Here is a 26,450-nt window from a genome sequence, read left to right on the forward strand (position 1 = left end):
GCAGCAATCAGACTTTATATCGGCCGGTGTAGCATACGAGTTGTTCAAAATGCCGAAGCGACTTACTGTGTACCAGCACTTCATAATGGTCGACCCCTTGAATGAGGGCCCAGTAGACCTTGCGTCATACCTGCACAAGCAGTTGGAAATCGTTCGCGGCGCTCACACGGCAGAACTCAAACATCCCCCGGCACGATGTAGTTTTTGCTGATATGCCGGAACTGCTCATGGCTGGAACTTTCCATCCACTCGAACAGCACCATCTCCCGGGTAACGATCTGCGCCCCGGCATCACGCATGCGCGCGATACCGGCCGCCTTGCTGGCACTGGTGCGGCTGTCACAGGCATCCTCGACCACGAACACCTGCTTGCCCAGCTCACGCAGGCCGAGCACGGTTTGCAGCACGCACACGTGGGTTTCCATGCCGCAAACAACCACCTGCTCGCGGGCCAGCAGCGAGGCCGGCAGGCAGTTGGCGGCGACGCAGGAGAAGTGCAGCTTTTCCACCACCTGCGCTGCGGGCGAAGCCTCGATCAGCGCCGCCACGGTGTGGCCCAGCCCCTTGGGGTACTGCTCGGAAAACACCGTGGGTACGCCCAGGGCATGCGTAGCAGCCAGCAGCCAGCGGGTGCGGGCCAGGGTGCCGGCCGGATCGCTGACGGCACCAATGAGCTTGTCCTGCACATCAATGACCAGCAGGCTGGCCTGGTTAGGCTTGATCAACATCCCTTACACCTCGTCATGAGTGAGCCGCCAAGGCTCGCCCACCACGGCCATGGCGTCAATAATGACGGCCTGGCATTGCTGCGCTTCGCGCCGAAAAGTGACAGCCCAGCGCACCCCGGACTGGAAAAATTCGTCGCAAAGCGCCATCCTCCCCGCCTTTTTTCACGCTCACCTCGCCAAGGACCCTGTTTATGCAAGCCCAACCCCTGACCCCCAGCGAGTTCGAGTACATCGAAGACATCTTGCTCAAGTACGGTGACGACCACTCCGTGCTCAACCCCTCCGAGCTCGACGGCTACTTCACCGCGCTGGTCTCGAGCCCTGCGCAGGTGGACATCGCCGAATGGTTCCCGGCCATCTGGGGCAGCAACACTCCGGAGTGGCAAAAGCCGGAAGAATGCCGCCGCTTCATCGACCTGTGCGTGCGCCACCTCAACACCCTGGCCAGCCAGCTCGCTACCGCGCCCGAGGCATTCAAGGCGCGCTTCGAGCAAACCGAACACCGCGGCCAACCACTGACCCTGGCCGAAGAATGGTGCTTTGGCTATGTGCGTGGCGTGGCCGTCGGCAACTGGCCGGCACTGACCGAGCCACTGGCGGGCCGCCTGCAACTGATCACGGACTGCGCCGAGCAGGACAACTACGAGCTGCCGGTGGATTTCGACGTAGTGCTGCATCGCCAGCGCGTGGCGGCCATTGAACCGGCTGCACGGGCATTGCATGACTATTGGGTAGCGCAACGCTGATTCACTTGCCGCAGCCACCAGGCTGCGGCTTCAGGCGAATGCACCGAGGATGGCTATAGTCATTGACTGACTCTTTTGCCATGCCCATCCGACTCTTTTCAGAGAGGTGCCCCATGCTCACCATCGGCTACGCCGCACAAACCCCACAGGCGCCGCTGGCGCCCTTTACCTTCCAGCGCCGCAGCCTGCGTCCCAACGACGTGGCCATGCAGATCCTCTACTGCGGCGTCTGCCACTCCGACCTGCACCAGGCCCGGGATGACTGGGGCATCAGCCGCTACCCGATCGTCCCCGGCCACGAAATCATCGGCCGGGTGACCGACATCGGCAGCGCCGTCACCCGCTACAAAGTTGGCGACGCCGTGGCCGTCGGCTGCATGGTCGACTCCTGCCAACAGTGCGACCAGTGCCGTAAAGGCGAAGAGCAACTGTGCCGCGAGAACAACACCCAGACCTACAACGGCCTGGACCGCATCACCAAAGAGCCCACCTACGGCGGCTACTCCAAACACCTGGTGGTTCGCGAAGAATTCGTGCTGCGCGTCCCCGACGGCCTGGACCTGGCCAAGGCCGCGCCGCTGCTGTGCGCCGGCATTACCACCTACTCCCCCCTGCGCACCTGGAACGTCGGCCCCGGCAGTCGCGTGGCGGTAGTCGGCCTGGGCGGCCTGGGGCACATGGCGGTGAAGCTGGCCGCCGGGCTGGGCGCCTTCGTCACCGTACTCAGCCGCACCCCGGACAAACTCGCCGACGCCCTGGAACTGGGCGCCGATAACCTGCTGGTGTCGACCGACCCCAAAGCGATGGCCGCAGCCCGTTCGAGCTTCGACCTGATCATCGACACCATCCCCGTGCGCCACGATGTATCGCCGTACATGGCCTTGCTGGACGTCGACGCCACCCTGGTGATCGTCGGCCAGGTCGGCCCCATCGACGAACAACTCACCGTCCCCTTCATCCTGGGCCGCCGGCGGCTGGCCGGCTCGCCCATTGGCGGCATCGCCGAGACCCAGGAAATGCTCGACTTCTGCGCCCGCAAAAACATCCTCCCGGACTGCGAAATGATCCGCATGGACCAGATCAACGAAGCCTTTGAACGCATGGAACGCTCGGATGTGCGCTACCGCTTCGTCATCGACATGGCCAGCCTGGACGACACCGCCAAACCCTGAACCTGATGACCCCATTCGATGGGGTCATCCCCCCATACCCGCACCGCTGACACCCGCCTATCCACCACCACTAGACATCAATGATGGCCAATTAGTAGCATCGCATCCCACACACCGTGTTGTCCTACAAAAAGAACCAGCCAGGGAGGCCCAATGTCCACCATCGTCCACCGCCCGATCCACGTCGCACCCCGCCCTACCCTCACCTGGACCGACACCTGGCAAGGCCCCGACAACGGCTTGATCCGCTGCTGGGAAATCGGCCGGGAACGCGCCCTCAAACACCCGGAAGTCGCCCAGCGCTGCCTTGCTGGCGAACTCCCCGTGCTGGGCTGGAAAGGCGGCGTCGAACGCCCCCTGAAAAAACGCGAAAAATACGGCTCGCTCAAATACCTGGCCCAGTGGCAGGGCCTGCGCGGCGAAGACCTGCAGATTGATACCAGCACCGAGCTGACCCTCAACTGCACCCGCACCGGAATGCTGGTGACGTTTACGCCGGATGCGGCGAAGTACTACAACCCGCAGCTTGAGATGGAAGAATAAGGAGCCCTGCGTCATGGTCGATTTGCATCAGGAATTCCAGAACAGCCGCTTTTACCACCAGGCCCGCATCGATCGACGCTCAGCCGATGCCCTGCTCGGCATCGCAGCCGGCCTCACCGCCGACAGCAGCATCAACCAGCAAGAAGCCGAATTCCTCAAAAGCTGGATCGAACAACACCTGGCCCACCTGGATGACCCTGTGATCAACCTGCTGTACCGGCGCCTGACCAACATGCTGAGCGACGGCATTCTGGATGCCGACGAGTCCGCAGAACTGCTCGAAGTGCTGCATCAATTTACGGGCGCCCCTCAAAACAGCGTCCGGTCCTTTACCGCCCCGACCACCCTGCCCCTGAACATTCCAGCCCCCGTGCTGGAGTGGTCCGACCGCGTGTATCTGTTCACCGGCGCAATGGCTTATGGGCCGCGCAAAGAGTGCGAAGCGCTGGTGCTTGAGCGTGGCGGGTTGATTGGCGGATCGGTGAGCAAGAAGGTCCACTTCCTGGTCGTGGGTAGTGTTGGGAACGAACAGTGGCTGCACAGTAGCTATGGAACGAAGATCAAAAAGGCGTTGGAGATTCGCGAAGCGGGTGGCGGGATTGCGATTGTCAGTGAGGAACATTGGCAGCGAGCGGTGTTTGGCTGAAAGCACTAACCTCGCGCATTGGCCAACACAACAGAGGCATTGCACATGGACGTACGTTGCACATCGCTCGAAGAGGTTCGCGAGCATATTGACGGCATTGACCGTGAACTGGTCAGGCTGCTTGCGCGTCGGGGGAATCTGGTTGCCCAGGCGGCGGCGTTCAAGAAGACCACCGATGATGTAAGAGCACCGGCGCGGGTCGAGCAGGTCATTGCCAAAGTACGAAGCCTTGCTGAGGAAACAGGGGCCTCTGCTCATGTGGTCGAGCGAGTGTATCGGGCGATGATTGATGCGTTTGTAGAGGAAGAGTTGAGGGTGCATGCGGGGCTGGTGAAGTCCTCATAGTGCGTGTCGACTTGTGAGTTGAAGTGGATGGTTCGAGGGGCAGCTATCGGCCAGAAGCGGTCCTACACCAGTGGGAGCGGCGGTGCGACGCTTCGACTTGCCCCGCGACAGACTCACGGCAGCATGGCAAACATTCCCCATCGCCAGAATCGCGGGGCAAGCCCGCTCCCACTGCGATCAGTCCGGGAAACGCTCTACGCCCGCTGCGCGGCCGATCGCAGCCTCGTACCTCGGCAGCGGCTACACCGCCCGTAGCCGCTGCCGACAGGCTGCGATCGACTGCGTAGCAGTCGCCAATGCGGTGATGAATGGCATGGTGAAGACAGTTGCTCCCACCGAGCCTCTATGCACTGACGGCTTTGGGTCGCAAGACTCATCAAGTTCAATGCAAACGGGTGGCCTAATCATCTGAAGGCGCGTCCACGTCAGCCGGTGAACCATCAAGCACTGAATAATCTGAATAGCTTGAAACACGGCGCCAAAAAAAAGAAAATAGCAGAGTGCCATCACCGCACAATTTCTCTGCTGTCCACGCTTCAGGATGGGCAGTCACGAATGGACCAGTAGGGGGTACCGCAAACAATGTGGTCCGCGCCCTATGGGTCAACCTAGTAGGACAAGGACCATAGGGAATGATGATTCGAGTATTAGCTACATTGCTGGGTGCAGTGGCTCTCCAGGGGTGCGCGACTCACACCGGCAAGCAGTGCGAAGATAATTTCACAACGTCCGGAAGTTTTCTGACTGGGAAATCGTTTACCACTACCTCTGAACTGCCTACCACAGCTCCCTCCATAGCCTTTACCAATGCTTACAAGATGCTGTTGCGTGAAAGCTTCCACGTCGAGAGCGCCGATCCCGAGCGCGGTCTGATTTCTGCGTATCAGAACGTGAATCTGAGCAGCAAGACGGCTCCCCTGAACGTCATTATTGAACCGGTCGGTGAAGGCTCCAAGGTCACGTTCATATTTGCTGCTGCAGCCGGCCTCTATACGCCGGAATCCGGGGCTAGAGACAAATTCTGCGAGATGCTCGGCCAGGTTACCCAATAAAACGCTTGGAAGTGACTACTGATCCCTCGAGAGCAGGTACCCATATCTGACAGCAACCAAGCCAAGGCATTGCTCGACGATGCCTTGTCGGGCTTTGCAAAAGGGGCAAGCACCACTGTAGTGAGCGGTGCACTTGGCTCAGGCCGCCGATGCGGCCATCTGCAATCGCTCGATGCAAACACCTGAATGTCGATCCGGGCGTTACATCAGGGCTTACATGGGGTGCCAAGCAGGGCAGCGGCGGACATCGCAAAACAGCAGATCGAAGTCCGGGTTCTTGAGCCAACATGCGAGGACCTTCAGGTTTGCGGAGCGAATTTTGCGATCCGTGACCTTTCGGAAACGTCTCGGCGGCGTCTCTCGCTGACTTGCGAAGCTGTCGCTGTGAAAACGCGCCAGGCGCTTGCGGATTGCGAGACTTCGCGAAGTGAGCAACTCGGGCTCAATGTCCCAGAGCACAAAAACATAATCGTACTGGCAGCCATGGCGCCGGTAGGTGCGTGCCATATCCACATCTCCCTTTCATTATCTGGCTGACATGGCGGTCTCCTTTGGCAAGGTTGAAGGGGTAAGAAACTCGGAGCGTGTGTGATGCACGCTCCGGTTCAAGTGATTGGCTACAGGTCTTCGAGTAGCTCGATTTCGCGAGTGATGAGTGCAGTGACGTCGATCATGCCTTCGCGGGGGAACACTTCAGTATTGATCGACCACGCGTCACGACGGCCCGGTGTGAAGCGCAGTGCACCAATGTCTTGAAGTACGGCTGCAAGCGCGCTGGCGTCAGGCGGGTTACCCTTCTTGTCGGTCGCTTCGTAGTAGGCGGTACCGATACCAAACGCGCTTTCATCGGCACGGACCTTCGTTGCGCTATTGGCGAGAGGGAATGGCGTGCTACCCGATACTTCCCAAAGGATATTCAACATCTTGTTGATGACCTCGAGCGGATAGCGGCGGCCTCCATGAAGCCGTATTGCGCCGCCGTCAATCTGGTAGTGGAACTTATTGCCTTTTGCAGCGGTGTAGCACTCGGTCCAACCGTCACCAGGCATCGGGGGGGTGGTCAACAGAGGCTGGGCATTGCTCCCGTCATGGGGCAGGTCATAACCGATCATGAACAATGCAGCCTCCAGTTGGCGTAGCGCCGGTACGGCAGAGGAGACGGCGAAATCGCTGGCAGGTGCCCGGGCCAATGCCGCTGCCAGAATCCAGCTGGCCTTGAGATTCCACTCTGCATGGTGGGCACCGGCGATCAAACGCGGAAAGCTGTAACCATGCCGAGCAGGGTTGCGGTTCTTTGGCGACTTTGCATTAGGACCCTCTTTGGAAGGCGCCCAGGGAAAGGCGAGTTCGGCGGGGACACTCGAGAGCTGCTTCTCCTGGCAATACTTCACGACAATCCAGCCCAGGGCGGCCGCAACACGGCTGTCGTAGATGATGAAATCGTTGACCAGTAGCGAGTAGACCTTGGTCATGCCGGCGTTGAAGCGCAGACCATTACTCACGAGGATCTGCTCAGTCAGGTCGCCGCGGGTCAATGCGGCGGCTGTCGACGTCAGGGTCTGGGCCAGGTTGTTGATGTTGATACTCAGCCAGCGAATGTTACCTGCCTGGACGCCGCCCCATATCATCACATCCGCAGCAGCGGAAAATGCAGCCTGGTCGTTTGCCGGGTTGATGCTGCTACGCAACGCGCTACTCAGTGCGTTCAGCGCTTCACCGTTGCTGGTCAGGTCTGTTCCTGGTGGAACGCCAAGAGCCCCTTTGTGCCGCCATTGATAGCGTGCGCAAGCGTCCTGAAGCCCTTGGCATTGCCAAAGGATGCCGCTGCGGCGGTCCGTGTACTCATGAGTAAATAGCGATGTGTTGCCCAGGTTGTTAACCAGCCAATCGACAAAGTCACCCACCACATGGCTCGTCGTGGCGGAAGAAGTGGTGCCGAGGTACTGATCGCGATGCATGTCCCGATTCCTTGTGATGGGCGTCTTGAGTTGCGCTAGTATCCCTCTAGGTACGACATAACCTGTCGCACATGGGCAGCTAGTTTATCCCGCCATTGACGCCAATAGTGACGGTTTGATCTTCGCATCCAGATGTGGGCCAACAGAGGAGCCGAATGTGACCAAGCAGGATTTGCCGAATGCGATCAAGACCTTGAAGCGGCGATTTGAACTGCTGCGCAATGTGAGGTCGTCAAAGGGAAAAGGCATTACCGCGACTGAGTTACAGGGTAGCGATGACAGTGGTGTGGACATCCGAACGATCCAGCGTGATCTGGAAGTCATGGCCAAGGCAGGTGTACTCAAGGTGAAGTCGCGTGGCAAACATGAAACTCCGACGTGGTTTTTGCATGATGAAAGTCCTATTGATCTGAACTTTGCGGGCGACTATGGGCGGGCAGAGACACTGGAATTATCACCCTCCCAACTGAAATCCAGCCGTGTAGCTCTGGGGATCGTGACACTTTACGAGCACGCTCAGCACCTCTTGCACCACGCAGCGCTAGCTGATCTGAAACCGATCTATGAACGGTCCAGGGACATCCTCAAAAAAAATCACTCACTGGAACATGGCTGGGTCGGAAAGGTCGTGCATGGAACCCAACAAGTTCAACTCCGCCCAGCCAAGGTCTCCAGTGTGGTACTACACGCAATTCAGACCGCTATTCTGGAGGGAACCCAAGTCAGGGGGCGCTACCGATCTCGTCGTAGCAAAGATACCAAAAGCATGCTCCTTAACCCTCTCGGTCTTGCTTACCAGGACTCAAGCATCTACCTGATTTGCCAACTGGACGGTGATCAGATCATTCGCAAGCTGCCACTTCAACGCTTTGAAGCCGTTCATGTACTTCAGTCTCGTCGCGTATCAATACCGGAGAATTTCGCACCGTCTGAGCATGTTCAGAAAATTCACAAAGCATGCGGCCCCATCCGATTAAAGATGAGGATCAATGAGGCACTTCGTGAGCGACTGGATGAGTCGGAAACCCCATTGACAGAAAATCAGGTACTGACGCCTCTGAGTTCCGGCGACTGGATGCTGGAGTGTGACTACGAGTACACCCAAGGCCTTGAATGGTGGATTCTCGGCCACGGTGCCGCCATCGAGGTACTTGAACCGGCCCAGTTACGGGAAAGCATCAGCAATTGCGTCAGGCAAATGGCCCAGGCATATGGGCACCTTGTGCACGAGAGTGCCACTTAGCTCGATCGCGCTAACGATTTCATACACGGAAAGGCTATGAACCGCTTCGCACAGTTTGACGCAACCAAAGCCTCGTTAAAAACTCGTTTATCCAGGGTCCTTGATGAGGCCTCGTCTGGGCTGGCCCATGCATTAATCCTCCAAGATTTATCCAGTGATGCGCGCATGGCGTGAGCTAGTCCGAGCGATGCTTGTTCAAGATAGTATTTAGGACATTGCGAGTACATTTTGGGCGACCTTGTAACTGCACCTGGCACACGTCGCGCACATGCGCCTGCGACGACCGTCACCCGCCCCGCTTCGCCGTAAACGCCCAGACCGCCCAGGCCGCAGCGCTGATCAAGGCCCCCAGCAGGCTGACAGCCATCCAGCCCCAGAGCGCATAAACCTGGGTCGCGGCGATGGCCCCCAGCGCACTGCCGAGCGAGTAAAAACACATGTAGGCGCCGACCATGCGGCTTTGGGCATCGGGTCGCGCTGCAAAAATGAAGCTCTGGCTGGTGACGTGAACGGCCTGTACCGCGAAGTCGAGCAACACCACGCCGCATACCAGCGCGACCAGGGAGGTCTCGGTAAACGAGATGGGCAACCAGGAAAGTGTCAGCAGGCCCAGGGAAACACCCGTGACCCGTTGCCCCAACCCTTGATCGGCCCAGCGCCCGGCTCGTCTGGCGGCAAGCGCACCGACCACGCCGGCCAGGCCAAACAGGCCGATGGCCGTGTGTGAAAGCGCCAGCGGCGCGGCGCTCAGCGGCAGCACCATCGAGGTCCACAACACGGAAAACGCGGCAAAGATCAGCAAGGCCAGCAGGCCTCGGGTCCGCAACACCGGCTCAGTCATGAACAGCGTGAACAGCGAGCGGATGAGCGCGGGGTAAGACTCTTGGCTGCGGGGCGACACAGTGGCGGGCACCACTTTCCAGAACAGCACGGCGAGCATCAGCATCAACCCTGAGGACGCGAAATAAACCGCGCGCCAGCCCGCAAGGTCGGCAATCAGCCCCGAGGTGAAGCGGGCCAGAAGAATGCCCAGGACAATGCCGCTGGTGACCGTTCCCACGGCCTGCCCGCGTTGCACCGGGGTTGCCAGCACGGCGGCATAGGCCACAAGCACCTGGACGACCACGGCCAGCACGCCCATCACGATCATGGCGCCCAGCAGCGTCAGCCACTGCTGGGATGCCCCCACTGCCGCCAGCGCAACAGCAGACAGAATCACCTGGGTGAGAATCAGCCGCTTGCGGTTGACCCTGTCGCCCAGCGGCACGATCAACAGCAGCCCCAGTGCGTAGCCAACCTGAGTGGCCGTCACCACCACCCCGATCAATCCAGAGGCAACGCCCAGGCTGTGCGCCATCGAGGACAGCAAGGGTTGGGCAAAGTAGACATTGGCCACGGCGAGTGCGCAAGTGACGGAAAACAACAGCGTGAGCGAGGGAGAGAGCCCCGGGGGTTGCCTGGTTAGATCTTGGGTGAGCGAACCGGTATCTGCTGTCATGTACGCCTCCACGGCGCTAAACTGGTTTCAATTCAAAACCTTTTTCTATTGTTGGCAAATCAGGTTTCAAAACGCAACCACATTCAGCAGGTAAACACGATGGTCGAAAGTACGGCACTGCACAGCAGCGAATGCCCGGTAGCGAGAACACTGGAGGCCATTGGCGATCGCTGGTCACTGATGATCATCCGCGACGCCTTTGACGACGTTCGCCGGTTCAGCGAATTCCAGAAGCGCCTGGGCGTGGCCAAAAACATCCTGGCCTCGCGGCTTAAAGCGTTGGTTGAGGTCGGTGTCTTCGAGGTTCGCCCCGCGTCGGATGGGAGCGCCTACAAGGAGTACGTTCTCACCCGGAAAGGACGGGAGATTTTTCCGGTCGTGGTCAGCATGAGGCAGTGGGGCGAACGTTTCCTGTTCGAGCCGGGCGAGACCCACTCCGTGCTGGTGGACAACGCCTCCGGACAGGCGCTGATGCCGATGGAGGTTCGCTCATCCAGCGGTGAGCTACTCGGGCCTTCTGACTGCCACAAAGTCAGACATACTGCCCACGCCTCGTGAGTCGACAGCCAATCCAGCCTTACCAGAACGCCCTTGCGGAACTCGCCATGCACCCGAACAAAGCCTGCGCCGTTGTCCTCTCCCCTGCCCCACACCCCCGCATCCTGCTGTTTCGTCACCCCCTGGCCGGGGTACAACTGGTCAAGGGCACCATCGAGAAAGATGAAACGCCAGCGCAAGCAGCGCTGCGTGAGTTGCAGGAAGAGTCGGGAATCCGCGCTGCCCACGTCTCAAGCGACCTGGGTTGCTGGGATGCCGGCCACCTCGATCAAATCTGGTCGTTTCACTTGTGCCAGGCGCACGCACCCCTGCCTGAACAATGGTCCCACCACACGCTGGACGACAACGGCCATTGCTTTGAATTCTTCTGGGCGTCGCTCGACCGCTTGCCGTATGCCGACTGCCACCCGGTGTTCAGTCGAGCCCTTGAGTTCGTGACAACCGCACTGAAACACGGGACCCGGTAGGAGCGGGCTTGCCCCGCGATAACGATCAACCTGACACACCGCATCGCGGGGCAAGCCCGCTCCTACCGTGCAGCCGCCAGATAGTGCGCCACCAAGGCATTGGCATGGCCGTGCCCCAGGCCATGCTCAGTCTTGAGCGCGGCCACCAGCTCCATGTGCTTTTTTGCGCCCATCGTTTCCAACACACTGAGCCAATGACTGATCGGCTGGCCGTACTTTTTCTCGATCGAGGGAAAGTACGAAGCCGGGCCTTTTACGTTTGTATCGTCGCTCATGATGCAATCCCCTTGGCGTGGAGAATCAGCATAGCCCGCGCCCGCACCACTGTAGGAGCGGGCTTGCCCCGCGATCGCGATCAACCTGACACACCGCCTCGCGGGCCAAGCCCACCAAGTCGGTCCTCAATGGGCCGATGCGCCGCTGGCGCCTACACCGGTCTGGCCGCGGACATACTGATCCTCGAAGGCTTCGCGTTCGGCCCTGGCGCGGGCGCTGTGGTCGAGTTTCGAGAACACGTAGGCCGCCAGGAACGCCAACGGCATGGAGAACAACGCCGGCTGGGTATACGGGAACAGCGGCTCGCTGAAGTGGAACACATCGACCCACACCAGCTTCGACAGCACCACGAACGCCATCGCACTCAGCAACCCCAGGTAACCACCTGCCAGCGCACCCCGGGTCGTCAGCCCACGCCAGAACATCGAAAGAAACAGCACCGGAAAGTTCGCCGACGCGGCAATCCCAAACGCCAGCGCCACCATGAAGGCCACGTTGGTGTTCTCGAACACGATGCCCAGGCCGATGGCGACCAACCCCAGGCCCAGGGTCGCGAATTTGGTGACGCGCAGTTCCTGCGCCTCGCTGGCCGTGCCCTTCTTGATCACCCGCGCATACAAGTCGTGGGCGATGGCCGAGGCACCCGCCAGGGCAAGCCCGGATACCACGGCCAGGATGGTGGCGAAGGTCACCGCCGAGAGAAAGCCCAGCAGCATGTTGCCGCCCACGGCCTGGGCCAGGTGCATGGCCACCATGTTGCCGCCGCCCAGCAGTTTGCCGCCGGTCTGGCCACCCTCGAAGTACTGCGGGTCCTGGCTGACGATGACAATCGAGGCCAGGCCCAGCAGGAAGATCACGTTGAAGAAATAGCCGATGAAGCCGGTGGCATAGAGCACCGACTTGCGCGCCTCCTTGGCGTCGCTGACGGTGAAGAAGCGCATCAGGATATGCGGCAATCCGGCGGTCCCGAACACCAGCCCGAGGCTCAGCGACAATGCTGTCAGCGGGTCGGCCAGCAGGCTGCCGGGTGCCAGCAGGCGATCACCCAGGCCGTGAATGCTCATCGCGCGGGTGACCAGGGTGTCGTAGCTGAAGTTGAACTCGTTCATCGCCAGCAGCATCACCAGGGTGCCGCCCACCATCAGCAGGAAGGCCTTGATGATCTGCACCCAGGTGGTCGCCACCATGCCGCCGAAGGTCACGTAGAGCATCATCAGCGCCCCGACAATCAACAGCGCGATGTGGTAGTCCAGGCCAAACAGCAGCTTGATCAGTTGCCCCGCCCCGACCATCTGCGCCACCAGGTAGAAACACACCACGGTCAACGAGCCGATCGCGGCCATGGTCCGCACCTTGCCCTGATCGAGGCGGTACGAAGTGATGTCGGCGAAGGTGAAGCGTCCCAGGTTGCGCAGCCGTTCGGTCATCAGCAACAGCAGCACGGGCCAGCCGGCGAAGAAGGCGATCAGGTAGATGTAGCCGTCCATGCCTGAGGTGTAGATCAGCGCGGTGATGCCCAGCAAGGTCGAGGCCGACATGTAGTCGCCCGCCAGCGCCAGGCCGTTCTGGAACCCCGAGATGCCGCCCCCGGCGCTGTAGAAATCGGCGGTCGAGCGGGTGCGCCGCGCGGCCCACCAGGTGATGGCCAGGGTGAAGAGCACGAACACCATGAACATGCCGATGGCATGCAGGTTCAACGGCTGGCGTGCTGCCGCCTCCATCGCGGGCGACGCCAGCAGCGACGTGGAACAGAGCGCAGCGCCAAGGGCGAGCAAGCAACGTGCGTTCATCGGGCCTCCTCCTGCTCGACCTGGGCGATCAGCTCGCGGGTCATGCGGTCGAACTCACCATTGGCGCGGTACACGTAGAAGCCGGACAGCGCGCAGAAGAACACGAACAGCGATACCCCGGCGACCACGCCGACGGTGAGCGTCGAGCCCTCGGCAAGGCGCTGGCCGATCAGCTCGGGCCAGAACGACACCAGCCCCATGTAGGCGTAGAACACCGCCACGATCACCAGCAGAAGGGCCAGCGTGAGCCGGTTGCGTCGAGCCACCAGCTCGATGAATTGGGTGTTGCGCCGTATGCGTGCATACAAGGGACTGGAACTGGGCATGTGACCACCTCTGACGAAAGCACTTGTTGTTATTGGAAAAGGCGTGCGACGGGTCGATCAGTGTTCAAGCTGGCTGGGCACCTCCTGTGGCGCCCTGGCCCATTCACGCAGCACGAACTTCTGGATCTTGCCGGTCGCGGTCTTGGGTAGCTCCACCAGCGAGACATGCCGCGGCGCCTTGAAGTGCGCCAGGCGCTGGCGGCACCAGAGGATCAACTCATCAGCGCCGACGCTGGCGCTGGCATCCGCGCGCAAGGTCACGAACGCATGGGGCGTTTCCCCCCAGTGCGGGTCGGGTCGAGCCACCACGGCCGCCTCGATCACCGCCGGGTGTTGATAGAGCACTTCCTCGATTTCCAGCGAGCTGATGTTCTCGCCACCGGAGATGATGATGTCCTTGGAGCGGTCCTTGATCTCCACGTAGCCGTCGGCGTGCAGCACCGCCAGGTCGCCGGTGTGCAGCCAGCCATCGGCAAAGGCGGCGCGGGTCGCCGAGGGGTTGTTGAGGTAGCCCTTCATCACCGTATTGCCGCGCACCACCAGCTCCCCGAGGGTAACGCCATCGGCGGGCACCGGCTCGCCACTCTCGACGTCGACTACCGTGGCTTCTTCAAGCATCGGGTGGGCCACGCCCTGGCGCCCCATGAACTGCGCACGGGCCTCCAGCGGCAGTGCGTCCAAGCCCGGCTGCCACATGCACAGGGTGCTCGGCCCATAGCTTTCGGTCATGCCGTAGGCGTGGGTGATGCTGAACCCTCTTGCCTCCATGGCAGCGATCACGGCACTGGGCGGCGCGGCGCCCCCGGTGATCACCGCCACCGGCTGACCGGCGCTTCGCTCGAACTGTTGCTGGGCATGGATCAGCATCGACATCACCACCGGCGCCGCACTCATGTGCGTGACACCGTGCTCGGCGATGGCGGTGTAGATCGAGGTGGTCTGCACTTTGCGCAGGCACACATGGGTACCGCCGCACAGGGTCACCGCCCAGGTGTGGCTCCAGCCGTTGCAATGGAACATCGGCAGGGTCCACAAGTACACGCTGCGCGGCCCGAGCTGAAAGATCAGCGCCCCGGCGCAGGCATTGAGGTAAGCGCCCCGGTGATGCAACAGCACGCCCTTGGGGTCGCCGGTGGTGCCGGAGGTGTAGTTCAGGGCAATCGACTGCCATTCGTTTTCCGGCAGCGCAAGCGCCCGCCGGGCGTCGCCCTGGGCCAGGAACGCTTCGTAGTCCAGCTCGCCGATCAGCTCGCCGCCCACAGCCTGGGCATCGTCGATGTCGATCACCAGAGGCCGGCTTTCCAGCAAGGCCAGGGCCTGGCGCACCGTGGCACTGAACTCGCGGTCACAGATAAGCACCTTGGCCGCCGAGTGGCGAAGGATGAAGGCAATGCTGTGCGCTTCCAGGCGAATGTTGATGCTCACCAGTACCGCGCCCGCCCCCGGCACACCGTAGTGCGCCTCAAGCAGCTCCGGCACGTTCGGCGCCAGCACCGCCACGCGGTCGCCGCGCTGGACGCCGACCCGCTCCAGCGCACTGGCCAGGCAGCGGCTGCGCTGGTGCAACTGCCGGTAGCTGTAGCGACGGCTGCCGTGGATCACCGCGTCGCGGTCCGGGTAAATGTGCGCGGCACGCTTGAGGAACGAGACTGGCGACAGCGGCACATAGTTGGCGTCGTTGGGCGCCAGTTCCGCTTCAAACATCGAAGGCATCATGTATTGCTCTCCTGACCGTCATCGGTCTGTTGTTGTGCTTCAGAGGCGTTGCCGCAGACGGCCTACAGGCCGCTGCACAGATGCCCTCCATCGACCACGATCTCGGCGCCGGTCATGGCCTTGCCGGCATCGGAGGCCAGCAGCAACAGCGCACCGTCGAGGTCCGCCGGCCGGCTGAACGCACGGCTGGGAATCCGCGCCCGCAGCTTCTCCCCCGCTTCACTGCGAAGAAATGCTTCGTTCAGTTCGGTCATCACATAGCCCGGCGCCAGGGCGTTGACCCGGATGCCATGGCGCGCCAGCTCCAGCGCCATGGCGCGGGTCAGGTGGGCCAGCCCGGCCTTGGCCGCCACGTAGGGGCTGACCGCGCCGGCCACGCGGCTGGCGAGAATGGAGGTGACGTTGATCACACTGCCGCCACGCTGCGCCTGCACCATCCGCCGCGCGGTTTCCTGGGCAACGATCCAGGCGCCCTTGAGGTTGGTGTCGAGAATCTGGTCCCAGCCCTCGTCGTCATAGGCCAGCACAGTGCGGCTGTCGCTGACGCCGGCGTTGTTGACCAGGATGTCCAGCGGGCCGACCTCATCGAGGCAGCGGCAGATGGCGTCGCGGCGGGTGACGTCGAGTGAATGGGCGCTGGCCCGGCCGCCGGCCGCCTGGATGTCGTACACCAGTTGGCGCAACGGCTCGCTGCGCCGCGCCGCCACCGCCACCTCGGCACCGGCGGCGGCCAGGGTCAGGGCGAAGTGCCGGCCCAGGCCGCTGGAGGCGCCGGTGACCAGGGCGCGACGGCCTTCCAGGTTGAACAGTTGGGCAATCGCGGGCTGCATCAGTGCGCTCCTGTACGGCGGTCGAGGATCTTTTTCGCCAGGCTCATGCGATGGACTTCGCTCGGGCCGTCGTAGATACGGAACGGGCGGATGTCCCGGAAGATCCGCTCGACCACGGTGTCGTCGGTCACCCCGCGACCACCGAGCATCTGCACACAGCGGTCGACCACCCGCCACAGCGCTTCGGCGCTGATCACCTTGGCCATGCTCGAATCGACATTGGCGCGCTGGCCCTGGTCGAGCACCCAGGCGCAATGCCAGACCGCCAGGCGAACCACGTGCAGGTCCATCATGTTGTCGGCGAGCATGAAGCCGACCCCCTGGTGCTCGCCCAGCGGCTTGCCGAACGAATCACGGGTGCGGGCGTAGTCGCAGGCGATGTCGTGGGCCCGACGGGCCGCACCGAGCCAGCGCATGCAATGGGTCAGCCGCGCTGGCGCCAGGCGTACCTGGGCATAGCGAAAGCCGGCGCCGATCTCACCCAGCACGTCGCTGGCCGGAATGCGCAGGTTGTCGAAGCGCAACTGGCTATGGCCGCCGGTAAAGCAGCTGTCCAGGGAGTTGAGCTGACGCTCGTGGACGATGCCCTCGCGGTCCATGTCGCTGAGGAACATGGTGGCGGTGCCGTCTTCCATGCGCGCCATGATGATCACGAACCCGGCACCCTCGGCGCCGGTGATCAGCCACTTGCGGCCATTGATGAGGTAGTCGTCACCGTCGCGGGTGGCGGTGGTGCGCAGCATCGACGGATCGGAGCCGGAGCCCGGCGCAGGCTCGGTCATGGCAAAGCAGGAACGGATATGGCCCTGCACCAGCGGACGCAACCAGCGGTCTTTCTGCGCCTCGGTGGCGACCACGTCCATCAGGTGAATGTTGCCTTCATCCGGCGCATGAATGTTCATCGCCACAGGGCCCAGCGGCGAGTAACCGGCCTCCTCGAAGACGATGGCCTTGGCGATATGGCTCAGCGCCTGGCCACCCATGTCGCGGCTGGCGTGCGGGGTCAGCAGGCCTGCGTTGCGGGCGCGTTCGACCAACGCCTGGCGCAGGCTTTCGCTGGGACCATGGGCGGTCTGGCGTGGATCGTTTTCCAGCGGGATCACCTGCTCGGCGATAAAGGCGCGGGTCTTCTCTTGCAGGGCAAGCAAATCGTCGGAGAGAGAGAAATTCATGGCTGTCCTTGGGTGCGTGGCACGGTGCGGTATTCAAGAGGGGCGACGGGCGCGTTCATGGCAGCGCCTTGGGGTTGCTGATTGCCAGCTGTGCGAGGGTGGTCTGGTGCAGCGCCTCAAGCAGGCGGTCGCGTTCATCGCCTGCGTCGAACCGGCCTTCGCGGATGGCCGCGGCCAGCCCCTTGCGGGCGTCTTCCAGCGACAGCTGGCGGTCGTCCAGCAGCGCCTGCAGCTGCTCGCATTCCATGGCCGATGCGCCACTGGCGGCCTGGTACTCGCGGCCAGCGATGGCCATGGCATTGGCGACCATCAGGGTCAGGTAGCGCTTGTCGGCAGGCAGTGCGGGCAGCAGCTCCTGCAGCAGGGTCTGGCGAGCGATGTGCAGCAGCTCGCGGGCGTCGGGGCGGTTCATTGTGTGGCTCCTGAGGTCAGGCGCAGGATGTCCAGTTCCAGCTCCGGCAACAGGCGCCCGGTCAGCGCCAGTTCGAGCGACGGCTCTTCGCCCGAGAGGTGGCGTTGGGTTTGTTGCAGGGCGATCACAGCCCAGCGCAGGGTCGCCATCACTTGCCAGTAATCGAGTTGTTCACGGTCGATGTGCAGCGGGGCGACCTCGCGGTAGCCGCGCAAAAAATCATCCAGTTGGCCGATGCCGCCCGCCTCGAGGTCCGGTCGAGCGAAGCGCCAGCAACGGGCGCTGAACCAGCCGATGTCTTCGCGGGGATCGCCCCAGCCGGTGAATTCCCAGTCCAGTACAGCCTGCAAACCGGCGGCGTCGGCCAGGTAATTGCCGCTGCGGTAATCGCGATGCAGCAGGCAGAGCGTGCTGTCGCTCGGTGCATTGCGTTCGCACCAGCGCAGGCCCCATTCCAGCACCGGATGGGCACCCCCGTGGCCGTCGAGAAACGCGCGGTACGTGGCGATGCTGGCCAGTGCCGGCGCGGTGTCGGGCAGCGGCAGAAAGTCCAGCTCGGCGCAGGGCGGGCGCAGCTGATGCAAGCGCGCAAGGTTGGCGCCCAGCTCGGCGGCCAATTGCGCATTGCCTTGGGCCGCAGATTGGCCACTGAGCAAACGCCCCGCCGCAATACCGGGCATCCACTCCATGAGGAAGAAGGCGCGGCCAATCACCGCCGGGTCCCGGCACAACCACAACGGCCGTGGCACTTTCACCCCGGCGCGATGCACCTGGCCGAGCACGGCAAACTCCTGGGCGCGGCTCAGGCTTGCCGGCAGCGCGGAAGCGGCATCGCTGCGCAGTACCCAGCGCTGCACACCGGCAAAGGGGCCGCCGTCGAGCTGCAGATCGAGCAGCCAGTTTTCCTGGATGGCTCCGCCGGAAAGCTGTTTGCGTTGCAGGATGACCACCCGCTGCGCCTGGGCCTGCTCGCCAATGAACGCCAGCAGAGGTTGGTCGTTCGCCGCGTCGCTGTGTACGCCAGCGGCCTGGGATGCTGCGTTGAGACTGCTCATGACTCGATTCGCCCTGCCCTTTGGATTTTTTATCGGGGTTGCCTGTGGCGGGTTAGCTATAGCAACCGCCGGGCCAACATCCGCCAGGGCAGCGCTGATCCGCCGCAAAGCCCCGTTCTGCCAGGGCTTTGCCACATGGTGCGGTCACCCCGGTGTGGCACGGCAGCGGTTAGACGTTTCACTCTTGAATCAAATCTGTTCAACTCTGCAAAACAATTTCATCCTTGAACAAAGGAGCCACTCATGTCCCTGCCCCGCGCCCAGATCGTCGTGCTCATCAGCCACCTGGAACGCCCCGTCCAGCAAAGCCGGCTGGCGCGTGTGGTCGAAGGGCTGATGGGTGACTTCGCCGAAGAGACCAGCATCCAGGTGCTCGACACCTCGGTGGAGGAAGCGCTGCAAGTGGCCTGCGAGCTGGAGCGGCGCGGCGAGGTCGATGTGTTTGTGTGCGCCGGCGCAACGGCGGCCTACCTGCGCAAACACCTGACCCGCCCGGTGCTGTCCATGCGCATCAGCGGCGCCGACCTGCTGCGCGCCCTGGAGCAGGCACGCGCGCACTCGGCGCAGGTGGCAATCCTCAGCTACAGCCACATCAATGCTGAACTGCAGGCCATGGCCGGGCTGTTCACCGTGCAGTTCCATCAGGCCTCCTACACCAGCCTGGAACAGGCACGGGCAGCGGTGGAGCAGGTGGCGAAGCTGGGGTGTCGCAGTGTCATCGGCTCCTCCACGGTGCTGGAACTGGCCGAACAGGCCGGCCTGCACGGCGTGCTGGCGTTGAGCAGCGAAACGGTCCGCAAGGCGCTGGAAGAAGCCGTTGGCATTCTGCACAGCCAGCGCATCGAGATCGCCAAGCGCCAGCACCTGAACGGTGTGTTGCAGCACATCCCCGCCGGTGTGGCGGCGATCGACAACCACGGCATCGTGCAGTCGCTGAACCCGGCGCTGGCGCTGCTGCTGGACCTGCCGCCCAGTGCCGCACTCGGGCGCCCGTTGCAGGAGCTATGTCCGGCGCTGGACCTGGCGCAAGCCTTGCGCGATGGCATCGGCGAGGAAAACCAGGTGATCCGCCTGGGTGCCCACCAGGTGGTCAGCAACGTGCTGCCCATCCTTGAGAACGGCCAGCGGACCGGCATGGTCCTGACCTGCCAGGACACCACTGCGGTACAGCGCGCCGACCAGCGCATCCGCTCCTCGCGCCGCCCCGGCGCGTTCGTTGCCAAGTACCGGCTGGACCAGATCAGCGGCAACAGCCTGGCCAATCGCGAACTGCTGCACCTGGCCGAACGCTATGCCCTGACCGACTCGACCATCCTCATCACCGGCGAGAGCGGCACCGGCAAGGAGCTGCTGGCCCAGGGCATCCACAACGCCAGCAAGCGCCCCCATGGACCGTTCGTGGCGATCAACTGCGCAGCCTTCCCCGAGTCGCTGCTCGAAAGCGAGCTGTTCGGCTATGAAGAGGGGGCATTCAGCGGCTCGCGCAAGGGCGGCAAGCCGGGGCTGTTCGAGGCCGCGCATCGCGGCACGCTGTTTCTTGACGAGATCGGCGACATGCCGGTGTCGCTGCAGACCCGCCTGTTGCGGGTGCTGCAAGAGCGCGAAGTGTTGCGCCTGGGCGGCACCGAGCCGATCGCCATCGACGTGCGCATCATCGCCGCCACCCACCAGGACTTGCGCGGCGCCATCGAGGCCGGGCAGTTTCGTACGGACCTGTACTACCGCCTGAACATCCTTCGCCTGCAGACCCTGCCGCTGCGCGAGCGGCGCGAAGACATCGCCCTGATCGCCCGAGGCATCGTCCAGGGCCTGCTGGTCAGCGGCCAGCCGCGCGGTGCAGGCGCCCTGCCCCCGGCCTTGATGCCGTACCTGCTGGACTACCCCTGGCCGGGCAACGTGCGCGAGCTTGAAAACATCGTCGAACGCGCGGTGCTCTCGGCCAGGGAACTGACACAGCATGGCGAGATCGACGAACCACGGCTGGCGCGTTTACTGCCCGAGTTGTTCGAGCACCGCGAGGGACCGTCGGCGCACTTGCCGGTGGAGCCCGAAGACCTGCGCGCGTTGGGCAAGGCCGCGCAATTGACGCACGTGCGCCAGACACTGGAGGCGTGCCAGGGCAACCATGATGAAGCGGCGCGGCGGCTGGGCATCAGTCGCACGACGTTGTGGCGGCGGTTGCGAGGGTAATCCGCCTCCCCCCCGGTGGGAGCGGGCTTGCCCCGCGATCAATGGTTCAGACAATACCCATTTTGCTGGCTGTCCCGGCCTCTCGCGGGGCAAGCCCGCTCCTACCTTGAGGCGGCGGGGTAATCCCTCGCGACCTCACACAACCCCTGTGGGAGCGGGCTTGCCCCGCGAAAACGCCGGCACAGGCGCCCGGTAAAAACGTTCAAACGCCTCCCCCGGCATCGCCTTGGCGAAATACCACCCCTGACCAAATTCCACCCCCTGTCGACGCAGGCAATCCACCTGCGCCTGGGTCTCGATGCCCTCGGCGACGATCTTCAAGCGCAGGCTCTTGGCCATTTCAATGATATGGGTGGTGACCGAGCCGGCAGCGTTGTCCGGGTCGAGGGTGTCGACAAACGACTTGTCGATTTTCAGGATATCCAGCGGCAACTGCTGCAGGTGCTGAAGGCTGGAGAAGCCGGTACCAAAATCATCGATGGCCGCCAGATGCCCCATCGCACGCGCGCGATTGACGGTTGTCCGCGCCTTGTCGATTTCCACAAAACCACACTCGGTCGCCTCCAGCCAGATCTGCTCCGGACGCACGCCGGCCTTGGTCAGGGTGGCTTCAAGCCTGGGCAAAAAGCGGCCGCTACTGACGTCTGCCGCCGCCAGGTTGATAGACACATGCAGGTCGCGCTCTTTTACCAACAACGGGCCAAGGTCGCGCATCACCTGCTCGAACACCTGATCGGTGATCGGCAGGATCAAGCCACTCTTCTCGGCCAGCGGTATGAACGCATCCGGACTTATCAGGCTACCGTCCTGCCGGCGCCAGCGCAGCAGCGCCTCGGCACCGATGCAGCGGCCATCGCCCAGGCTCACGATCGGCTGGTAATGAACGATGAATTGGCGGTTGCGCACTGCCAGGCGAAGCTCGGCCAAAGGCGACAAGCGTCGTCGCGTACGCCTGACCAGCACCATGGCCAGCACCCCGGCCATCAACCCGCCGATCGGCAGCAAGAGCATTTCCATCCGAATCAGCCCTTGCAGTAACTCCTGCCGCGACAGGGCCGCAATCGCTACCCAGTCGCCGCTGTGTACCAGGGTGTAGAGATAGCCCTCCTCCAGCCCCTCGTGCGTCCCGGTGTGTACGCGGCTCAAAAACCGCTCCACCTCCGGCCGTGAGGCGCTGACCAGATGCCCCCCGGCAGTGCCCACGGCCAGTTGAACATTGTCATCGATGGCCACCTGGAGGAACTGCTGAGGGTCCACCAGCACGTTGAACGCGGCGTACTGCAGGGCCATCATCGGTTTGGCGTCGACGATGCGCGGCTGTACACCGAGCGACACGCGCACACCGTCGGCGGTGGTGAAATCTTCCCGCCACGGCGTCACATGCTGGCCCACCGAACCCCAGGAGCCGCAGGCGAACACTTCCTCTTCGACATAGCCGACCGACTTCACGGAGAAGGTATTGATGGTCAGCAGGCGCATCTGGTCGATGCTTTCCGGCGTGCAAGGTGCAAGGGAGGAGCCGGCGATGCGCTTGAGCGCACCGGCGGCTTCGTTGACGGTGCTGCTGGCCCGGCTGGAGGCAACGACAGCCAGGTCTTGCAGACGCTGCTGGGCCGAGTTCAGGTTGAGCATCCAGGCCAGGTACCCCATCAGCAGAACCGGCAGAAGGACGCAAGGAAAGCCCAGGAGGATGCTTTCCCAGACGATGCGTTTACGGTTCATGGTGCCGCCTTGGCCGTTGGCCTGTGCCCAGCTGCATCAGCCTAGGCTTGCCCTGGCGGTTCGATATTGCTGCAGATCAACAGCAATTCCGAATAGGCAGCGCCTATGAGAACCGGCCAAACCTACCCGCCAGTTCGCCTGGGTCACGGCCGCGGTGGGAGCGGGCTTGCCCCGCGACCAATGGTTCAGGCAGCACCCATTTTGCTGGCTGTGCCGGCCTCTCGCGGGGCAAGCCCGCTCCTACTCCGGGGGTGGCGAATTAGCACACAACCACGACCGCTGCGCGGTCGATCGCAGGCTGGCGCCAGCGGCTACAAGGGCCTGGCCTCGTGTGTGGATCGGATCGGTGGGAGCGGGCTTGCCCCGCGATCAATGGTTCAGACAACACCTGTTTTGCTGGCTGTGCCGGCCTCTCGCGGGGCAAGCCCGCTCCTACCCCGGGGGTGGCGATTTAGCACACAGCCACGACCGCTACGCGGCCGATCGCAGGCTGGCGCCAGCGGCTACAAGGGCCTGGCCTCGTGTGTGGATCGCACCGGTGGGAGCGGGCTTGCCCCGCGATCAATGGTTCAGGCAGCACCTATTTTGCTGGCTGTGCCGGCCTCTCGCGGGGCAAGCCCGCTCCTACCCCTGGGGTCGCGATTTAGCACACAACCACGACTGCAAAGCAGTCGCCCGCAAGACCAATCAACGCTCACCCTGCTCCCTGATCCGCTCCCACTGGCTTGCCACTTCCTCCACACTCGCGCATGGGATCCGGGCAAGGTCGGTCGGGTAGTCCACGCCCGGGTTCTCGCAGAACCGCGTGGCGGTGAACTGGCCGTTGCTGGCCCGCAGGATCAGGCCAGTGTCCTGGCACAGCGAACTGGCCAGGTACAGCACGCCCGGGGTGACCCACTCCGGCTTGAGGTTCTCGGGCGGCTGGGTGATGCCCCACATGCGCGTCTTGGCCACCGGCGACACCGCGTTGACCAGGATGCCGTGCGCGCGGCCCTCCATGCTCAGGGCGTTCATGATGCCGATCTGCGCCATCTTGCCGGCCGCGTACGCCGTCAGGCCCACCTGGGCGTATTGCGTGTACATGGCGCGATCAGAGGTGGTCAGCACCACCCGGGCAGCAGCGGAGCGCTTGAGGTGCGGCCAGGCATGTTTGCTCAACCAGATCGGTGCCTGCACGTTGATGCCCAACGAGCGTTGCAGGAACGCCGCGTCTTGCTCCTCGATCGACTGATAGCCGACCCACCCGGCGTTGTGGATCAGGATGTCGAGCCCGCCGAACTGCTCAATGGCCAGTTCCACCAGCGCCTTGCACCCCGCCTCTTGATCCAGGTTTCCGGTATGCGCCACCACCTGCCCACCCTCGGCCTGCAATGCGCGTACGGCGGCATGGGCGACGCTTTCATCCTGGCCTGCGCCTGCCCGGTCGGTACCCAGGTCGCTGATGACAACCCGGGCGCCTTCGGCCAGCAGGGCCTTGGCGTACGCGAGTCCAAGTCCTTGGGCAGCCCCGGTGACGATGGCGACTTTGTCTTTGAACAGCATGGTCCACTCCTTTGGTCAGAACGGCGACAGCCTAGCAGCCCTCAGCAGGCACTGGCGTCCGCCTCATGCTCGTCGGCAAAGGCCATGAACATGTCAAAGTCCAGCACCTCCAGCTTGATCCTGGCGATAAACGCAGAGAACGCCAGGTTCGCCGCCAGCAGCCGCAGGTCGCTGGCCCACGCCGGCACATGCACCGGTCCCTTGAGCCAGCCCGAGTCGAACAGCGGCCCCAGGCGCAGGGTGTCGCTCAGGCTCAGGCGGCCGGCAAACAGGCGCCCCACCAGTTCCGGCCGGTTGTCGCGGATGGCGATGCGCATCAGGGTGTGGACACCCAGCAAACCGGTCAGGTAGGCCGCGTCCTTGGTAAACGCCGAGCCGCCTCGCAGGTCGGCGCCACGGAAAATCCGCTGAGTCGAGCGGAAGGACTCTTCCTGTGACTGGCCCGCCGCCAGAAACCCCTCGAACACCTGGATGAAATCGGCCCCGTCCATTGCCTGCTGAACCGCAAGCACGCGCAGGGCCAGGCGGCGCAGGCGGTTGATGTCCATGCTGCCGGTGAACAACTCGGCCAGGGTGGCGATGCCCTCCTGGGTCTGGGTGGTGCGCGGCGCCCCCAGGCCCAGGCATTTGAGGTTGGGTTGCAAGGCGCCGTTCTGCGCGGTGGCGACGTGCACGAAGGCCTCGTGTTGCAACAGCTGGTTTTTGTCCAGTTCCGAGAACAGCGCGCTGGCACGCAAGCGGATACGGCTGGTTCCGGCGATGGCCTTGGCGGCGAGGGTCGGATCAAGCTTGATTGCGACCTGGCCCACACCAAAAAAGCGGTCCAGCTCGGGCTGCAGCCAGGCCGCAAAGTCTGCCGCCGGGATGTTGGCCTCGGTGGGGGGAATGCGGGTGCCGCCCAGCAGGGCGTCGGTGGTGGTGAGGAAGAATCGGGCGGCGTCCAGCATGCTGAGTTGCTGCTTCGGATAGTAGAAATCCGGACGCCGGTACAACGCGCAGGAATAGTGTGTGAAGTCCGGGGTGCCGATGGCACCCAGCATGCGCCCGGCGGTGGCATAACTGCGGGCGGTCATGGCCAGGAAGTGCCCGGCCGGATGGCCCACATCGCAGCGGCCGATAAAGGCCTCCAGCGCGGCGATGTCGACGCTGTGGTCACGGGGGCGCTGATCGACATCGGGCAGTTGCGCCTTGCCGGCGCGCCAGTCCTTCAGGAAGGCTTCCTCGACACCGTCCGGCCAGGACAGCGCCTCCAGCACACGGATCTTGCGGGCCAGAATCGGCAGCGCGGCATCGAGCTCGGACAAGGAGGCAAGGCTCATGGCGTTTTCCTCGGCAGGTGAGGTGCATCGCCAAAGCGTAGCCCCTGCCGTCAGGCTGCGATCGAGTGATATTAACTAGCCATCATTTAGTGCTCAAGATCTCGCTACCCATGGCCGATACCGTTCAAACGTCCCGATAAAAATCGAGTGAACTCACCACGCCATGAACAGAAGTCTTCGTTTCAGTCACAAAATTCTTTTGGCCGCGTCTTTGATCGTGATGCTCGCCTTCACCCTGTTCACCCTCTACAACGACTACCTGCAACGCAATGCTACCCGCGCCAGCCTGGAAAACTACCTGGCCGAAATGGGCGAATCGACCGCCACCAACATTCGCAACCTGCTAGAGGGGCGGATCACGCTGGTGGAAAACCTGGCGCAGAACATCGCCCAGGACCCTGCCAATGCCGAGACCCTGATGGGCCAGCGGGCGCTGGTTTCCAGCTTTCTGACCGTTTACCTCGGCAAGGTGGATGGCGGCTTCAGCGTGCGTCCCGACACCAAGATGCCCGACGGCTACGACCCGCGCCCCCGCCCCTGGTACAAGGACGGCATGAACGCCAGCGGCGCGATACTCACCGAACCCTACATCGACCTGACCACCAACAAGACGGTGATCGGCATCCTCAGCAAAGTGTCCAGCAGCATCGGTGTGGTCGGTGGCGACCTGTCGCTCGAAGGCCTGGTGCAGATCATCAATTCGCTGAACTTCGGCGGCATGGGCTACGCCTTCCTGGTCAACGACCAGGGCAAGATCCTGGTCCACCCGGACCAGACGCTGGTAATGAAATCGCTGTCGGACCTGTTCCCGGGGCGCACGCCTCGACTGTCGGGTGAGCTGACCGAAGTCCAGGCCGATGGCCACGCCCGCCTGCTGACCTTCACGCCGATTAAGGGGCTGCCTTCGGCCAACTGGTACATCGGCCTGTCGGTGGACAAGAACAAGGCCTATGCGATGCTCAGCGAGTTTCGCACCTCGGCGATCATTGCCACGCTCATTGCGGTGGCCATCATCATCGCCCTGCTCGGCCTGCTGATCCGTGTGCTGCTGCAACCGCTGCTGACCATGACCCGGGCCATGGAGGACATCGCCCAGGGTGAAGGCGATCTGACCAAGCGCCTGGCGATCCACAGCCACGACGAA

The 26,450-nt window shown here is 62.9% G+C and carries 25 protein-coding genes and 1 pseudogene; 11 read left to right on the forward strand and 15 right to left on the reverse strand.

The features are described 5' to 3' along the window. Positions 1 to 176: 176 nt before the first annotated feature. Positions 177 to 728 (reverse strand): hydrolase, encoded by a 552-nt coding sequence (locus U9R80_RS18005; RefSeq protein WP_301842001.1) that lies wholly within the window; start codon positions 726 to 728, stop codon positions 177 to 179. Between the two features lie 191 nt (positions 729 to 919). On the opposite strand from U9R80_RS18005, the gene U9R80_RS18010 reads away from it, so the two are divergent. The 6 genes from U9R80_RS18010 (at position 920) to U9R80_RS18035 (ending at position 5,232) form a co-directional block, all read left to right on the forward strand. Next, the gene (locus U9R80_RS18010) at positions 920 to 1,474 is read left to right on the forward strand and encodes a UPF0149 family protein (RefSeq protein ID WP_301842003.1); all 555 of its coding nucleotides are present in this window, start codon (positions 920 to 922) and stop codon (positions 1,472 to 1,474) included. A gap of 113 nt (positions 1,475 to 1,587) precedes the next feature. Further along, complete coding sequence (locus tag U9R80_RS18015) at positions 1,588 to 2,646, forward strand: NAD(P)-dependent alcohol dehydrogenase (RefSeq protein ID WP_301842004.1); 1,059 nt, start codon at positions 1,588 to 1,590, stop codon at positions 2,644 to 2,646. 153 nt (positions 2,647 to 2,799) lie between these two features. Next, positions 2,800 to 3,189 (forward strand): hypothetical protein, encoded by a 390-nt coding sequence (locus tag U9R80_RS18020; RefSeq protein ID WP_301842006.1) that lies wholly within the window; start codon positions 2,800 to 2,802, stop codon positions 3,187 to 3,189. A gap of 13 nt (positions 3,190 to 3,202) precedes the next feature. Further along, positions 3,203 to 3,835: a BRCT domain-containing protein gene (locus tag U9R80_RS18025; RefSeq protein WP_301842009.1), complete on the forward strand. Its 633-nt coding sequence runs from the start codon at positions 3,203 to 3,205 to the stop codon at positions 3,833 to 3,835. Between the two features lie 45 nt (positions 3,836 to 3,880). Beyond that, positions 3,881 to 4,180 (forward strand): chorismate mutase, encoded by a 300-nt coding sequence (locus U9R80_RS18030; protein ID WP_301842011.1) that lies wholly within the window; start codon positions 3,881 to 3,883, stop codon positions 4,178 to 4,180. A gap of 632 nt (positions 4,181 to 4,812) precedes the next feature. Beyond that, positions 4,813 to 5,232, forward strand: a complete 420-nt coding sequence (locus tag U9R80_RS18035; protein WP_301842013.1) for a hypothetical protein — start codon at positions 4,813 to 4,815, stop codon at positions 5,230 to 5,232. A 213-nt stretch (positions 5,233 to 5,445) separates the two neighbouring features. On the opposite strand, the gene U9R80_RS18040 is transcribed toward U9R80_RS18035, so the two are convergent. Beyond that, positions 5,446 to 5,739: a hypothetical protein gene (locus tag U9R80_RS18040; RefSeq protein WP_301842015.1), complete on the reverse strand. Its 294-nt coding sequence runs from the start codon at positions 5,737 to 5,739 to the stop codon at positions 5,446 to 5,448. Positions 5,740 to 5,849: 110 nt separating this feature from the next. Continuing rightward, entirely contained in the window at positions 5,850 to 7,190 is a 1,341-nt protein-coding gene (locus tag U9R80_RS18045; RefSeq protein WP_301842017.1) for a hypothetical protein, read from the reverse strand. A 157-nt stretch (positions 7,191 to 7,347) separates the two neighbouring features. Between U9R80_RS18045 and U9R80_RS18050 the strand changes: the two genes are divergently transcribed. Next, positions 7,348 to 8,433, forward strand: a complete 1,086-nt coding sequence (locus U9R80_RS18050; protein ID WP_301842019.1) for a helix-turn-helix transcriptional regulator — start codon at positions 7,348 to 7,350, stop codon at positions 8,431 to 8,433. Positions 8,434 to 8,719: 286 nt separating this feature from the next. On the opposite strand, the gene U9R80_RS18055 is transcribed toward U9R80_RS18050, so the two are convergent. Then, positions 8,720 to 9,931, reverse strand: a complete 1,212-nt coding sequence (locus tag U9R80_RS18055) for an MFS transporter (RefSeq protein ID WP_301842021.1) — start codon at positions 9,929 to 9,931, stop codon at positions 8,720 to 8,722. Between the two features lie 99 nt (positions 9,932 to 10,030). Here U9R80_RS18055 and U9R80_RS18060 point away from each other — a divergent pair, with 99 nt between their 5' ends. Continuing rightward, complete coding sequence (locus tag U9R80_RS18060) at positions 10,031 to 10,489, forward strand: winged helix-turn-helix transcriptional regulator (RefSeq protein ID WP_301842022.1); 459 nt, start codon at positions 10,031 to 10,033, stop codon at positions 10,487 to 10,489. A 47-nt stretch (positions 10,490 to 10,536) separates the two neighbouring features. After that, positions 10,537 to 10,956 (forward strand): NUDIX hydrolase, encoded by a 420-nt coding sequence (locus U9R80_RS18065; protein ID WP_301842024.1) that lies wholly within the window; start codon positions 10,537 to 10,539, stop codon positions 10,954 to 10,956. A gap of 62 nt (positions 10,957 to 11,018) precedes the next feature. Here U9R80_RS18065 and U9R80_RS18070 read toward each other — a convergent pair whose 3' ends face one another. The 8 genes from U9R80_RS18070 to U9R80_RS18105 all read right to left on the reverse strand — a co-directional run bounded on the left by U9R80_RS18070 (position 11,019) and on the right by U9R80_RS18105 (position 18,533). Further along, positions 11,019 to 11,231, reverse strand: coding sequence for a DUF4287 domain-containing protein (locus tag U9R80_RS18070; RefSeq protein ID WP_301842038.1), 213 nt, complete (start codon positions 11,229 to 11,231; stop codon positions 11,019 to 11,021). Between the two features lie 126 nt (positions 11,232 to 11,357). Then, entirely contained in the window at positions 11,358 to 13,022 is a 1,665-nt protein-coding gene (locus U9R80_RS18075; protein ID WP_301842040.1) for a cation acetate symporter, read from the reverse strand. Beyond that, positions 13,019 to 13,348 carry a DUF485 domain-containing protein gene (locus tag U9R80_RS18080; RefSeq protein ID WP_301842042.1) on the reverse strand — a complete coding sequence of 110 codons (330 nt, stop codon included), beginning with the start codon at positions 13,346 to 13,348 and terminating at the stop codon, positions 13,019 to 13,021. The genes U9R80_RS18075 and U9R80_RS18080 overlap by 4 nt, the downstream gene beginning before the upstream one ends. Positions 13,349 to 13,405: 57 nt before the next feature. Beyond that, the gene (locus U9R80_RS18085) at positions 13,406 to 15,064 is read right to left on the reverse strand and encodes an acyl-CoA synthetase (protein ID WP_301842044.1); all 1,659 of its coding nucleotides are present in this window, start codon (positions 15,062 to 15,064) and stop codon (positions 13,406 to 13,408) included. Positions 15,065 to 15,126: 62 nt separating this feature from the next. Further along, positions 15,127 to 15,894, reverse strand: a complete 768-nt coding sequence (locus U9R80_RS18090; protein ID WP_301842046.1) for an SDR family NAD(P)-dependent oxidoreductase — start codon at positions 15,892 to 15,894, stop codon at positions 15,127 to 15,129. Further along, entirely contained in the window at positions 15,894 to 17,066 is a 1,173-nt protein-coding gene (locus U9R80_RS18095; protein WP_301842048.1) for an acyl-CoA dehydrogenase family protein, read from the reverse strand. The genes U9R80_RS18090 and U9R80_RS18095 overlap by 1 nt, the downstream gene beginning before the upstream one ends. 55 nt (positions 17,067 to 17,121) lie before the next feature. After that, complete coding sequence (locus U9R80_RS18100) at positions 17,122 to 17,478, reverse strand: DUF6285 domain-containing protein (RefSeq protein ID WP_301842050.1); 357 nt, start codon at positions 17,476 to 17,478, stop codon at positions 17,122 to 17,124. Next, positions 17,475 to 18,533 carry a phosphotransferase family protein gene (locus tag U9R80_RS18105; RefSeq protein WP_301842051.1) on the reverse strand — a complete coding sequence of 353 codons (1,059 nt, stop codon included), beginning with the start codon at positions 18,531 to 18,533 and terminating at the stop codon, positions 17,475 to 17,477. Before U9R80_RS18105 ends, U9R80_RS18100 begins: the two co-directional genes overlap by 4 nt. A 243-nt stretch (positions 18,534 to 18,776) precedes the next feature. Between U9R80_RS18105 and prpR the strand changes: the two genes are divergently transcribed. After that, positions 18,777 to 20,723: a propionate catabolism operon regulatory protein PrpR gene (gene prpR / locus U9R80_RS18110; RefSeq protein WP_301842053.1), complete on the forward strand. Its 1,947-nt coding sequence runs from the start codon at positions 18,777 to 18,779 to the stop codon at positions 20,721 to 20,723. 135 nt (positions 20,724 to 20,858) lie between these two features. On the opposite strand, the gene U9R80_RS18115 is transcribed toward prpR, so the two are convergent. The 3 genes from U9R80_RS18115 to U9R80_RS18125 all read right to left on the reverse strand — a co-directional run bounded on the left by U9R80_RS18115 (position 20,859) and on the right by U9R80_RS18125 (position 25,306). Next, on the reverse strand, positions 20,859 to 22,445 hold the full coding sequence (locus U9R80_RS18115) for an EAL domain-containing protein (RefSeq protein ID WP_301842055.1): 1,587 nt from the start codon (positions 22,443 to 22,445) through the stop codon (positions 20,859 to 20,861). Positions 22,446 to 23,132: 687 nt separating this feature from the next. Continuing rightward, a complete protein-coding gene (locus U9R80_RS18120; RefSeq protein WP_301842056.1) occupies positions 23,133 to 23,987 on the reverse strand; it encodes an SDR family NAD(P)-dependent oxidoreductase in 855 nt (284 codons plus the stop codon). Between the two features lie 41 nt (positions 23,988 to 24,028). Further along, on the reverse strand, positions 24,029 to 25,306 hold the full coding sequence (locus tag U9R80_RS18125; protein ID WP_301842058.1) for a flavohemoglobin expression-modulating QEGLA motif protein: 1,278 nt from the start codon (positions 25,304 to 25,306) through the stop codon (positions 24,029 to 24,031). A 307-nt stretch (positions 25,307 to 25,613) separates the two neighbouring features. On the opposite strand from U9R80_RS18125, the pseudogene U9R80_RS27370 reads away from it, so the two are divergent. Next, positions 25,614 to 26,438, forward strand: a pseudogene (locus U9R80_RS27370) (cache domain-containing protein); the annotation flags it as partial. Positions 26,439 to 26,450: the final 12 nt, after the last annotated feature.

Source organism: Pseudomonas sp. JQ170C (assembly GCF_035581345.1).
Lineage (GTDB): Bacteria > Pseudomonadota > Gammaproteobacteria > Pseudomonadales > Pseudomonadaceae > Aquipseudomonas.

Coding starts and splice junctions, on each gene's coding strand:
- U9R80_RS18030 (WP_301842011.1), top strand. CDS start 3,881: ATGGACGTACGTTGCACATCGCTCGAAGAGGTTCGCGAGCATATTGAC.
- U9R80_RS18095 (WP_301842048.1), bottom strand. CDS start 17,066: ATGAATTTCTCTCTCTCCGACGATTTGCTTGCCCTGCAAGAGAAGACC.
- U9R80_RS18035 (WP_301842013.1), top strand. CDS start 4,813: ATGATGATTCGAGTATTAGCTACATTGCTGGGTGCAGTGGCTCTCCAG.
- U9R80_RS18020 (WP_301842006.1), top strand. CDS start 2,800: ATGTCCACCATCGTCCACCGCCCGATCCACGTCGCACCCCGCCCTACC.
- U9R80_RS18005 (WP_301842001.1), bottom strand. CDS start 728: ATGTTGATCAAGCCTAACCAGGCCAGCCTGCTGGTCATTGATGTGCAG.
- U9R80_RS18070 (WP_301842038.1), bottom strand. CDS start 11,231: ATGAGCGACGATACAAACGTAAAAGGCCCGGCTTCGTACTTTCCCTCG.
- U9R80_RS18105 (WP_301842051.1), bottom strand. CDS start 18,533: ATGAGCAGTCTCAACGCAGCATCCCAGGCCGCTGGCGTACACAGCGAC.
- U9R80_RS18060 (WP_301842022.1), top strand. CDS start 10,031: ATGGTCGAAAGTACGGCACTGCACAGCAGCGAATGCCCGGTAGCGAGA.
- U9R80_RS18090 (WP_301842046.1), bottom strand. CDS start 15,894: ATGCAGCCCGCGATTGCCCAACTGTTCAACCTGGAAGGCCGTCGCGCC.
- U9R80_RS18040 (WP_301842015.1), bottom strand. CDS start 5,739: ATGGCACGCACCTACCGGCGCCATGGCTGCCAGTACGATTATGTTTTT.
- U9R80_RS18085 (WP_301842044.1), bottom strand. CDS start 15,064: ATGATGCCTTCGATGTTTGAAGCGGAACTGGCGCCCAACGACGCCAAC.
- U9R80_RS18055 (WP_301842021.1), bottom strand. CDS start 9,931: ATGACAGCAGATACCGGTTCGCTCACCCAAGATCTAACCAGGCAACCC.
- U9R80_RS18120 (WP_301842056.1), bottom strand. CDS start 23,987: ATGCTGTTCAAAGACAAAGTCGCCATCGTCACCGGGGCTGCCCAAGGA.
- U9R80_RS18115 (WP_301842055.1), bottom strand. CDS start 22,445: ATGAACCGTAAACGCATCGTCTGGGAAAGCATCCTCCTGGGCTTTCCT.
- prpR (WP_301842053.1), top strand. CDS start 18,777: ATGTCCCTGCCCCGCGCCCAGATCGTCGTGCTCATCAGCCACCTGGAA.
- U9R80_RS18015 (WP_301842004.1), top strand. CDS start 1,588: ATGCTCACCATCGGCTACGCCGCACAAACCCCACAGGCGCCGCTGGCG.
- U9R80_RS18045 (WP_301842017.1), bottom strand. CDS start 7,190: ATGCATCGCGATCAGTACCTCGGCACCACTTCTTCCGCCACGACGAGC.
- U9R80_RS18010 (WP_301842003.1), top strand. CDS start 920: ATGCAAGCCCAACCCCTGACCCCCAGCGAGTTCGAGTACATCGAAGAC.
- U9R80_RS18065 (WP_301842024.1), top strand. CDS start 10,537: ATGCACCCGAACAAAGCCTGCGCCGTTGTCCTCTCCCCTGCCCCACAC.
- U9R80_RS18080 (WP_301842042.1), bottom strand. CDS start 13,348: ATGCCCAGTTCCAGTCCCTTGTATGCACGCATACGGCGCAACACCCAA.
- U9R80_RS18125 (WP_301842058.1), bottom strand. CDS start 25,306: ATGAGCCTTGCCTCCTTGTCCGAGCTCGATGCCGCGCTGCCGATTCTG.
- U9R80_RS18100 (WP_301842050.1), bottom strand. CDS start 17,478: ATGAACCGCCCCGACGCCCGCGAGCTGCTGCACATCGCTCGCCAGACC.
- U9R80_RS18025 (WP_301842009.1), top strand. CDS start 3,203: ATGGTCGATTTGCATCAGGAATTCCAGAACAGCCGCTTTTACCACCAG.
- U9R80_RS18075 (WP_301842040.1), bottom strand. CDS start 13,022: ATGAACGCACGTTGCTTGCTCGCCCTTGGCGCTGCGCTCTGTTCCACG.